This window comes from Actinacidiphila cocklensis (assembly GCF_907177275.1).
GTDB classification, from domain to species: domain Bacteria; phylum Actinomycetota; class Actinomycetes; order Streptomycetales; family Streptomycetaceae; genus Actinacidiphila; species Actinacidiphila cocklensis.
This window is the reverse complement of record NZ_CAJSLV010000043.1, coordinates 184,598-194,775: the sequence shown is the minus strand read 5'-3', so window position 1 is coordinate 194,775 and position 10,178 is coordinate 184,598. Positions and strand designations below refer to the sequence as shown.

The 10,178-nt window shown below is 69.8% G+C and carries 6 protein-coding genes and 1 pseudogene; 5 read left to right on the top strand and 2 right to left on the bottom strand.

Annotated features, from left to right (window positions below; all coding sequences use genetic code 11):
* The 3 genes and pseudogenes from NFU81_RS07615 to NFU81_RS41090 all read left to right on the top strand — a co-directional run.
* Positions 1–240 (top strand): integrase core domain-containing protein (locus NFU81_RS07615; RefSeq protein ID WP_251486360.1); only part of this gene is annotated, 240 nt, incomplete at its 5' end.
* Positions 241–473: 233 nt separating this feature from the next.
* Positions 474–944 (top strand): transposase, encoded by a 471-nt coding sequence (locus NFU81_RS07610; protein ID WP_251486357.1) that lies wholly within the window; start codon positions 474–476, stop codon positions 942–944.
* Positions 884–1,015: pseudogene (locus NFU81_RS41090) on the top strand (IS5/IS1182 family transposase); the annotation flags it as partial. The gene NFU81_RS07610 and the pseudogene NFU81_RS41090, both read left to right, overlap by 61 nt.
* A 325-nt stretch (positions 1,016–1,340) precedes the next feature.
* Here NFU81_RS41090 and NFU81_RS07605 read toward each other — a convergent pair.
* Positions 1,341–2,513 carry an ROK family transcriptional regulator gene (locus NFU81_RS07605; protein ID WP_274038125.1) on the bottom strand — a complete coding sequence of 391 codons (1,173 nt, stop codon included), beginning with the start codon at positions 2,511–2,513 and terminating at the stop codon, positions 1,341–1,343.
* Positions 2,514–3,036: 523 nt separating this feature from the next.
* Here NFU81_RS07605 and NFU81_RS07600 point away from each other — a divergent pair.
* Positions 3,037–4,017 (top strand): sialidase family protein, encoded by a 981-nt coding sequence (locus NFU81_RS07600; protein ID WP_251486351.1) that lies wholly within the window; start codon positions 3,037–3,039, stop codon positions 4,015–4,017.
* A 711-nt stretch (positions 4,018–4,728) separates the two neighbouring features.
* Positions 4,729–5,328 carry a hypothetical protein gene (locus tag NFU81_RS07590; protein ID WP_251486347.1) on the top strand — a complete coding sequence of 200 codons (600 nt, stop codon included), beginning with the start codon at positions 4,729–4,731 and terminating at the stop codon, positions 5,326–5,328.
* Between the two features lie 76 nt (positions 5,329–5,404).
* Here the strand turns inward: NFU81_RS07590 and NFU81_RS07585 are convergent, their stop codons facing one another.
* Complete coding sequence (locus NFU81_RS07585; RefSeq protein WP_251486344.1) at positions 5,405–9,859, bottom strand: LamG-like jellyroll fold domain-containing protein; 4,455 nt, start codon at positions 9,857–9,859, stop codon at positions 5,405–5,407.
* Between the last annotated feature and the right edge of the window lie 319 nt (positions 9,860–10,178).

The following is a 10,178-nucleotide window of genomic DNA, read 5'->3' as shown; positions in this document are numbered from 1 at the left end:
CGGCAATCGGCCGGCCGCACAGGGATCTGCTTTGACAATGCAATGGCGGAATCATTCTTCGGCGCCTTGAAGAACGAGCGCGTATCGCGCGTGAGCTACACAACTCGTGAGGAAGCCCAGCGAGACATCATCCGGTACATCGAGTTCTGGTACAATCGCAAACGCCTTCACTCGGCGGTCGGTTACCGACCCCCTGGCGAAGTCCACGCCGAGTTCGAAGAATTGCGACTCGCCGCATAATTGATCGGCAGAGCCCTGTCCGGGAAACGCGAGGCCCCTCACATTTCGTCGGCTGCTACGACGCGTACAGGGAGGAGCTGGCCCATATCAGAAGGCGTTGTCCTATCGATCTTGAGTGCGGTTGAATCGAAAGTGGCCGGTGGGGCAGGTGATTCTGCCGTGGCCGTGCATAAAGTCAGGGCCTCTGGTGCAGTTCGGAGTTGCTGAGACACCGATCACGCCAGGAGGCCCTGTTGTCACCGTTGTATGCGGTCGAGGCTGTCCGGTTCAACTCGTCCGGCGGGGCGTGCGATTGCGTCGTTCACCGGGTCTACGCGTTCTGGCGGCGCTGGCGCGACAGCGGCCTGATCACCGAACTCCACGACCGGCTGCGCGGGAAGGTACGCGAGCGGGCGGGGCGTGATCCGGAGCCGACGGCCGGGGTGATCGACTCGCAGTCGGTGAAGGCCGACGCGGTGGTGGGGGCCGGCAGCCGTGGCTACGACGGGGCCAAGAAGATCAACGGGAGGCGCCGGCACCTGATTTGCGACACGATCGGCCTGCTGCTGGCCATCCGGGTGCTGCCCGCGGATGTCACCGACCGGCAGGCCGCCACCGACATGCTGCCCGCGCTGCGGACACGGTTCCCCACTGTCACGAAGCTGTGGGCCGATTCCGGCTACACCGGAGTGCTGGTCACCTGGACCCTGCCGTGCTGCAGCTGATCGTCACCGTCATCAAGCGCAGTGATGACGTGAAGGGGTTCGTGGTGCTGCCGAGGCGGTGGGTGGTGGAGAGAAGTTTCGGGTGGCTGATGCGCTTGCGGCGCCTGTCCCGCGACGTCGAGCGCCGGTGCGACCAGATATGCCGCACCTCGCACACCCCGTCCCACCAGGGTGGATGGGGTTATCGGCAAGGACAACCACCACGTCACCCTCGTCTCCGTGGCCCACGCCTTCTGCACCCTACGCAGACTGGCCACCGCCCCAAAAGACACCGCGCCGGCCTGAGCCTCTACCAAGTCGTCCGCGAGCTGCAGTTGCTCCTCGCCACCCGGGCCGGCGCCTGCCCCACCTGCCACCGCAACATACCCACCCCCATACACACCTGACCAAGCACTACTAGGAGGACGCGCGCATCCGTTCGGCGAGTGCGGCGGGCGACCGGGCCAGGATCAGTGCCGCGGCGCCGAGGACCTCGGCGCGATCACCGAGCACTCCGGCGATGACCTTCGCCGTGGTGGCCGCGCCGACCAGACTGTGCCGGCGGATGGTCACGCGGATCGGGTCGAGCAACGCCTCGCCCGCCGCGGCCAGTTCGCCGCCGACGACCACCAATTCGGGGTTGAGGACGTTCACGACCGCTGACAAGGCCAGCCCGACGGCCTCACCCGCGTCGGCCACGGCCCGAAGCGCACGCCGGTCGCCCGCCGCGATCAGGCTGAGCAACTGGTCGCCGGCCGGCTGATCGATGACATGCTCGAGTTGCCGCGCCACCGCGACGGGGCTCGCAACCGTCTCCAGACACCCTCGGTTGCCGCAACGACAGATCATGCCGTCGGGCCTGACGCAGACGTGCCCGATCTCCCCGGCGATGCCGCGGGCACCGCGGTAGGGTTGACCGGCGAGTATGAGCCCCGCGCCCACACCGGCCGAGAGCCGGAGGTAGATCATGTCGTTGACACCCTGAGCCGCGCCGAAGACGTTCTCGCCGAGGGCGCCGGCGTCGGCGTCGTTGGCCAGTTGTACGGGTATCCCGAGCCGCTTGCTCATTTCGGTCGCCGGCACAACGCTCTGCCAACCCGGGAAGATGCCGTCAGCCCTGATCTCGCCGGTGTCCGGATCGATCGGCGCGGCCAACCCGATACCGGCGCCGAGCACCCGCTGCGGGGCGACGGCCGCGTCCCGCAACGCCCGCTGGACCAGGTCGTATGTGAGGTCCAGCGTTGCCGACGGCGCCTCGTCGACCTGCGCAGGAGACCACCGCTCGGCAACCGGTTCGCCGGCGAGGTCACAGATGATCACGCGGATGTGCCGGTGGCCGATGTCGATACCGACCGCGAACGCCGCGCCGGGCACGAGTGAGAGCAGGGTGGGCCGTCGTCCGGTACCGCGGCGGCGTTGCTCCTCGCCGGGAGCCTCGTGCTCGCGGATCAACTCGGCGCGGTCGAGTTCGTCGGCCACGCTCGACACGGTGCCGCGTGACAGTCCGGTGCGTGCGGCGATGTCGGTCCGGCTGCAGCCCGGATGGAGGTAGATCGACTCGATCACCCGCAGGCGGCTGAGGTCCCGCACACCGAGCGACGGTGGCGGCGGTACGCCTACTGGCTGGTTCACGGACAGAAGGGTAGTTCAACGCCGAACGCCGTTGAGATCGCCGCTGCACCGCCGACCGCCCTTGATGACAAGGGGCGTCAGAACCAAGGAGCTTGACGGCGCCATGTTTGCGACCTTCTTTCAATGTTTGCCTAAAGAGCCCCGGTTCTGGCGTCACGCCGTTGACCTGGCGGCAAAGTTGCGCGTAACGTCCCGGCCGCCGATCTAAGGAGAGCGAAGGTGAATCATGCACATTGGTCGTGATTCGCGGTGGATCGCATCCACCGATGGACGGCAGGACGATGGTGCGGCCGACCGGGCCACGCGCCTGACGCGCAGGGCGTTGCTCGGGACAGGGGGAGCCGCGGCCGTGGCACTGTCTCTGGGCACGGCAGGAGCAGCAGTTGCGGCGCCGGCGAGCTCCAGCGGGCCGCGGGGTGAGGTTCCCTTCGGTCCTGTCACCGTGGCCGACTTGGAAGCAGGGGGGTCGTACGCGCGAGCCGTGCAGCTCAGCGAGCCGCGGCCGGGCAGATCACGGACCTTGCTGGCGACGTTCCAGCAGTTCGACGTCGAGAAGCCGGGCGGGTTCCAGATATCCCGTAGCGACGACGGCGGCCGCACCTGGCGTCAGTGGAGCAAGGTGCCGGACGACGGTGAGCCCGGAAGGATCTGGCTGCAGCCGTACTTGTACGAGTTGCCGCGCGCCTTCGGCGGCCTCCCGAAGGGTGCGGTGCTGTGTGCCGCCAACTCACTGGACTTCTCCAGCACACGGATCGTGCTGTACGCAAGCGTCGACCGCGGCCTGACGTGGCGGTTCCTGAGCACTGTGGCGGAGGGCGGCCCGCCCCGGGCGGAGAACGGCAACACACCCGTGTGGGAGCCGTTCCTGCTACTGCACCGTGACCGGCTCCTCTGCTACTACTCCGACCAGCGCGACCCGAGCTACGGGCAGAAGCTGGCACATCAGAGCAGCAGGGACCTGCGGCACTGGGGCGCGGTCGTCGACGACGCCGTGGGCGACGAGTACAGCCAGCGGCCGGGCATGATCACCGTCGCGCAGGTGCACCGCAGCCTGTGGATCATGACCTACGAGTACGGGGTCTCGGACACGTACTACCCCGTGCGCTACAAGCTCGCCCCGGATCCTGAGTCGTTCGGCCGGTCCCCGGCGCACGAGCTCCTCGACCAGGACGGGTACGCCCCGTCGGCCGCCCCGACCGTGGCGTGGTCGGATTCGGGCGGCCCCGGGGGTTCCATCGTCGTCAGCGCCAACAGCGACGCGGACTTCTTCGTCAACCGGGCACTGGGCGATCCCGGCAGGTGGACGCGGTTGTCCTCGCCGATGCCACGGGGCTACAGCCGATTCACCATCCCGCTCGCCGGCACGGGATCGCGGCATCGCCCCGGCCTCGTCTTCGTCGTGACCGGCGCACCTTACGGTGAGCAGGCCCCGGTCCAGGCCGGCGTCGTACAGCTGGACTGACGGCGTCGGCGATGCCGTGAGCGCCGGATTCCGGGCGGTTGCGTCATCGCGGTGCCGGCGCAGGACGTGCCGGGCCGTACCGGCAGCCGCATACGGAGCAGCGCGTCCTCGGCTCGATCAGGCACGGCCAGTGGCGCCCCCCGGCCCAGAAGCCGTTGCGCTCCGGAGCAGTTCCGCGGCTCCGGCCGTCAGCAAGTACCCAACCCGGTTGGATCCGCCTGGACGGAGGGCGGAGGTCGTGCGGGCACGAGTTCGGCGACGGTCAGCCACTCCCGTCGCAGCTGCCGCGGTGTGGTCGGGGTGCGCTTGTGTTTGTAGTGGTTCTGCCGGGCGACCCCGAGGATCCGGCAGCATCGGTCGACCGGTGCCCCGGCATCGACGAGACGGTCGATCACCGGGGTGGCGCCGGTGGAGGGCGGCACACCGTTCGCGTTCTTGAGTAGCACACTGCCCTGGATGGCGATATCAACGGCGCCGGCGCCACCGACGGCTCACCGGTCCAGTTGTGGACCTGCGACAACGGAGCCAGCCAGCACTGGGCGATCCCCTGATCGCAGCACGGCTGGTCGATTTCGCGTCCGGGCGAAAGAATTCCCCGAGCGCCTACCAGGGCTGTCGTTACGCCCGGACGTTATATGCGCCGGGAACTGGCCGAGTGCCGCCGTGATAGGGTAATGAGTAATTCACAGGCGCCGAAAAAAGGGGAATGGCGTGAACACCGAGAAGGTTGCGGCTCGACGTCTCACGGCTGATGAGGTCGCGGAGTTGGGCACCCAGGACGGAATCTTCGTGCCCGCGCGAACGGACGGCCTTCCTGTCGACTGCTACGCCCCGGCCGGCCTCACGAAGCCGGGCCGGAATTTCGAGGGAGGGTCCTTCGCCGCGCGGACGATATTCGGTGACGAGATATCCCTCTTCCCGGACAATGCGGAGGAATCCGGGGTCTGGGTCGCCGATAAGGCAGGGGAGGAAATAGAGGTCCTCCAGAGCGCGGGCGTGCTGCTGAATCTCGCCCTCTTCGTTCCCGGCGGCGACGCCAAATCGCTGGAGGCGCTTTACGCCGCCGCGCGGGACGCCTTCGGCGCCGGGATCGTCCAGCGCTGGAGTGAGGAGTCCGTCGCGGTGCCGGACGTCAAGGTCGACCTGTTCGAGGAGCCCATCCGGGGCCGCAAGAGCGCCAACAACCAGAACCGCGACCGCCGCGCCCTGGACATCTACCCGTCCCGGGTGCGGTTCCTGGAGCCCAGCGACGGCTGGAAGTTCATCGTCGAGCCGCACCAGGAGATCGTCGACGACACTCCCACGATCTGAGCCGCGGCCCGGCCGTCCCGCCGGTCGGGCGTTTCACCGTCCGGGGCGTCGTCATCGCCGCCGGGGTGGGCGGGGGTCAGCCCAGCTGGATCGCCACCGGAATGTCGCCCGGCGCCGACGCGGCGGCCGGCGGCAGCGCCACCGGGTAGACCCGGACGTTGCTGACCTGGCCGTTGGCGTACTCGACGTAGGAGCCGCCGGAGACGCCGCGGCCGATCTGGAGCGGGCCCGTCGCTGCCCACTCGGTACCGGTGTAGGCGCGGGTGCCGGCCAGGCGGCCGTCGATGTAGATGCTCAGCTGGTTGGTGCCCGCGTCGTACACGCCCACCAGGTGCGTCCAGCGGCCGATGACCGCGTTGCTGCCGTACACGCCCTGGTAGGGCGCCCCGTTGACGTCGCTGGTGTGGCGCCCGAAGGCCCAGGCCTTCTTGCCCGAGGAGTAGTAGAGCTGGAAGCCGGTGCCGAAGTTGTCGCCGGCCGCTTCTGAGACGAAGTCGGAGTTGGCCGCCGTCGAGTTGAGCTTGACCCACGCGGACACCGAGTAGCTGCCCGAGGTGTCGACCGCGGGGCTGCCGGTCACCGCGTAGCCCGTGGTGCCGGACAGGCTCAGCACCTGTCCGCGGCTGCTGTCCGCGGCCCAGCTGTAGCTGCCGCCGAGCGTCGCCTTGAGGCCGGAGGTGCAGGCGGGGTCGCCGCCGCAGTCGGCCAGCGACGTGCCTGTGCCCTCGTCGATCTTCCACCAGTGGCTGGCGGTGTCGGTCACCTGGCCGAGACCGACGGGCGCGGCCGCGAAGTGCGCGGTGGTCCCGCTGGGTGCGCTGCCGACGTACTCGACGAGCGCTCCGGTGGTGTCGACGGTGTAGAGGTCGGGGTTGCCGTCCGCGGCGCCCGCCGGGCTGTTGATGTCGCCGGGCGAGGCGATGACCGGGTCGGCGTTGGCCGGCAGCAGCGGGCCGATGTCGGTCTGCGCGGTACCGGTGGGCAGCGGGGTGCTGCCGCCGCCGTTCCAGTTCTGGCCGCTGGAGCCGCAGGTGTAGATGATCTGCTGGGTGTTGGGCGTGCGGTTGGCGGCCGGGTCGGCCAGGCACTTGCCCGACGAGGTGTGGGTCAGCCCGCCGGCTGCTGCGGGCGTCCACTGCTGGATCGCCGAGCCGTCGCAGGTGTCGATGACCACCGGGGTGCTCTGGGCGACGGCCGCGTTCTGGGTGGACAGGCACTTGCCCAGGACCCGGACGGTCCCGTCCGAGCGCAGGGTGAACTGCTGCCCGGCTCCGCTGTCGCAGGCCGCCACGACGACCACCGTGCCGTCCGCGGTCTTCGCCGAGGGCGACGCGAGGCAGAGCTTCCCGCCGGTGGTGGTCGTCACCCCGGAGACCAGCGGCGTGCGGGTCGGTGCGTGCAGCAGCGGCGGCAGGCCGGTGGTCTGGTCGACGGTCAGCGGGTAGCTGTACACCGTCCCGGAGTTGTCGTCGCGTGCCCACAGCACCGGAGTGCCCTGGACGGTGCCGGGGCCGATCAGCGTCTGCCCGCTCCAGTCGCCGTCGCCGAGCAGCAGCGGGTTCTTCAAGTGCAGGCCGCCGTCGCTCTGGTAGATCCACAGCTTGCCGTTCTCGACGGTGACGACCGCCGGGTACCCGCTGGTGTTGCCGAAGACGTTGCCCGGCGCGACCATCTGGCTGATGTGCCAGCCGGTCGCGTCGTAGTCGGTGCTGCGGCAGCGCGAGGCGTCAGAGACGAGGTCGGCGGTGGCGCAGGGATCCTTGACGACCACGTCGAACCGCTTGCCGAGGTAGCCGCCGAGGGCCGACCACGAGGTCAGCGGGAAGCTGGTGTCGCTGACCGGGTCCAGGTCGTTCTTGACGATGTAGAACTGGCGGGTGTTCTTGTTGTAGGCGAACAGGTCGTCCACGTCCGCGCCGTGCAGGTTGCCGCGGTGGGTCACCAGGTAGTTGTTCCAGCCGGTGCCGTCGGGGGAGTCGGCGGCGGGGGAGACCACGACCGGACCGGTCACCGGGGGTGCGCTTCCGGAGACGGCGCCGCTCTGCGCGGCCGCCGGGGTCTGCGCCGGGTCCTGGTCGCCGGGGACGAGGTCGAGGTTGCCGGACTGCGTGGTGGCGAGCAGGTCGGGGATCCGGTCGCCCGTGACGTCGCCCGGGTTGATGGCGGTCGAGGGGTTCCACGGCACGGTGTACGTGTAACCGGCGGGCGCCGTGCTGGGGTTGCCCGCGGCGTCGACGCCCGCGACGTACAGCGTGTGTACGCCCCAGTTGGTGACGGGCACGGTGAGGGTGGCGGTGCCGGTCCCGTCGGGGGCGGTGCCGGTCAGAGCGGCGCTGGTGCTGCTGGCGGGCGTCGGCAGGGCGTCGAGCTTCCAGATGAAGTGGTCGATACCGCTCGACAGGCAGGCTCCCGGCGCGCAACTGGTGTCGGTGGCCGGATTGTCCGCCCCGGTGACGGTGAAGGTGGTGGTCCCGCCCGCGGCCGCGTAGACGACCGGGTCGGCCGCGCCCGAACCCACCGGCGGGAACGACGGGTTGGTGGCGACGACCGGTGTGGCGGGCGCGGTGAGGTCCGCCTTGAACCAGCAGTGGTCGCTGATCGGCGACTTCAGGTGGAGGGTGGAGTCGTCCTGGGCGTAGACGTCCCAGCCGTACTCGTGTCCGTCGAGCAGGGAGAAGCCGATCGGCTCGACCGCGTCGGTGCCCGAGGCCAGGTAGGAGCTGGCGGGTGTGCTCTTGTCCAGTGCGTCGCCGCCGGCGTCGAGGACCGATCGGTCCCAGACGTGGTAGTGCGCGGCGACGTCCTCGCCGGAGATCTGGCTGGTCACGGTGGAGTGGAGCTGGATGTTGCTGCCCGCGCCGGAGTAGGTGGTTGCGCCGATCCAGCCGTCGCCGGTCATGACGCAGGCGCCGCTCGCGCCGGTCGCCGCCGGGGTGATGTGCGCGTTCCCCGGGGTGGCGGGCGCGATGTCGAACTTGGTGGTCAGGGTCAGCGACTCCGACACGCGCAGGTAGTCGTCGTTGCTGGAGGACGACGACTCGTTGCCGTACAGGCCGATGGTCCAGGTGTTGGGGGCGCCCTCGATGTCGCCCGCGGCGTTGTACCCGTCGCCGTCGTGGTCCGCCAGGGTCTGTGCCTGGTCGGTCACCACGAAGGTGGCGGTGTGGTTGCTGCACGAGCTGTTCGCGTTGGCGCCGCTGGGCACGGTGGTGGACACCGGCGGGAAGGCCGTGTCGTGGGTGCCGGGCCTGCTGTTCCAGTCGGTGCCGGAGCTGATCGCGTTGACCGTGTGCAGGGTGATCGGCTGGTCGTGACTGCAGTCCCAACTCGCCGCGTAGGTCGTGGCGATGGTGACCCGCGAGTCGTAGATCTGGAAGCCCTCGTGCAGGTTGCCGGTACTGATCGTGTAGTACGAGCGCTCGATGCCGTTGCCGCACTTGCCGCCGTAGTTCTGGTATCCGACGCCCTCGCCGTTCGTCTGCGGCTTGTCGTACTGCGGTGCGTCGCTGCAGGAGGAGTTGGAGTACACCTCGTCGTAGTGGCCGGCGGTCCCGGACACCGGGTTGGTGTACGGGTCGATGTAGAGGGGGTAGTGCAGCGTGGGGTCGGTGAGGACCGACCGCTGCGGCGCGAGGGTGAGGCCGTGCGCGGTGGTGCTCATCGGCACCTCGGCGACGCGCGCGTCGGACCCCGGACCCGTGACGCCGGACAGCGCGGCGTCCGTCGAGGCACCGTCCGCTGCCTGCGCCGCCCGGGACGCCGGGGCGAACTCCGTCAACGGGACCGGCGCCGTGCCCGAGTCCCACATCAGCGGCCTGGGACTGACGTAGGCCACGGTGCCGTCGGCGGTGCGGGCCTCCATGCCGCCGCCGGCGGCCTGCTCCAGGCTGAGGCCGTGCGTGTCGGCGGCGAGCGTGAGCTGTGCCAGCCGCGGATCGGCGGCGGCCGCCGCGTCGCGCACGATGAGCACGTCGCTGAAACCGCCCTGGTCGGTGACCGACACCGACAGGTCGACACCCGGCAGCACGCTCGTGTACAGGGCGGTGTCGCCGGTCACGGTGGGTGCGGGCAACGGGAACGGCAGCGTGAAGGCCATGCTGGTGCCGTCCTCGTGGGTGAGGGTGGCCAGCGGGCCGCTGCCGCCGCCGGACAGCCGGACCGCGTTCGGCGTCGCCCTCGGCGACAGCGTGCCGTCCGCCGCAGCGGTCAGCGTGGCGTCCACCGGCACCCAGGTGCCGTCCCGCCGCACCCGGACCGGGAGCAGCGATGTCGTGGCCGTGAAGGTGCCGTCGGGATCGGCCTGGACGGTGGAGATCTCCGTGGTGGCGCTGTCGACCGGCACGGCGTGGCCCGAGGCCACCGCGAGCGCCCGGGCGGCCGCCATCGGATCGGTGTCCGCGGTACCGGCGGCTGCCGTGGCCGTCGGCAGTGCGACCAGCGCTCCGGCGAGCACCACCAGCGGCGCCGGCAGCAGGCGCAGCCTGCGGGACGGACGTCCCGACGGCTTTCGCCGGCGGACGGAAAATGGCATCACGGAACTAACCCCCTCCTCACCGCGGCACTCCGCGGCGAGTGATCTCTGACACAGTGAACCGCCCCTGAAGCCACCCGAGTTCGCTTGCCGGTCCACGTCGCCCCGCTTTCTGCGGGCATGCGCGCGCAGGTGCGGGCCGTGCCGGGAACGCGCTGGGGAAGATCCCAACCCGGGTGACGGCACAGGGTATTGAGTTCCGTGACGATCATCAATAGCCTCCGGTCGTCCACCATGGGGGTGGCGTTTACCGGGGGGTTGACGTGAACGACGTGCGTCGTCGGCATGCCCGTGTGCGGTGGGGATTCCGCACCAGATC

Bases quoted from the DNA above. Each gene is read 5' to 3' on its own strand.
- NFU81_RS07585 (WP_251486344.1), bottom strand. From the start codon at position 9,859: ATGCCATTTTCCGTCCGCCGGCGAAAGCCGTCGGGACGTCCGTCCCGC.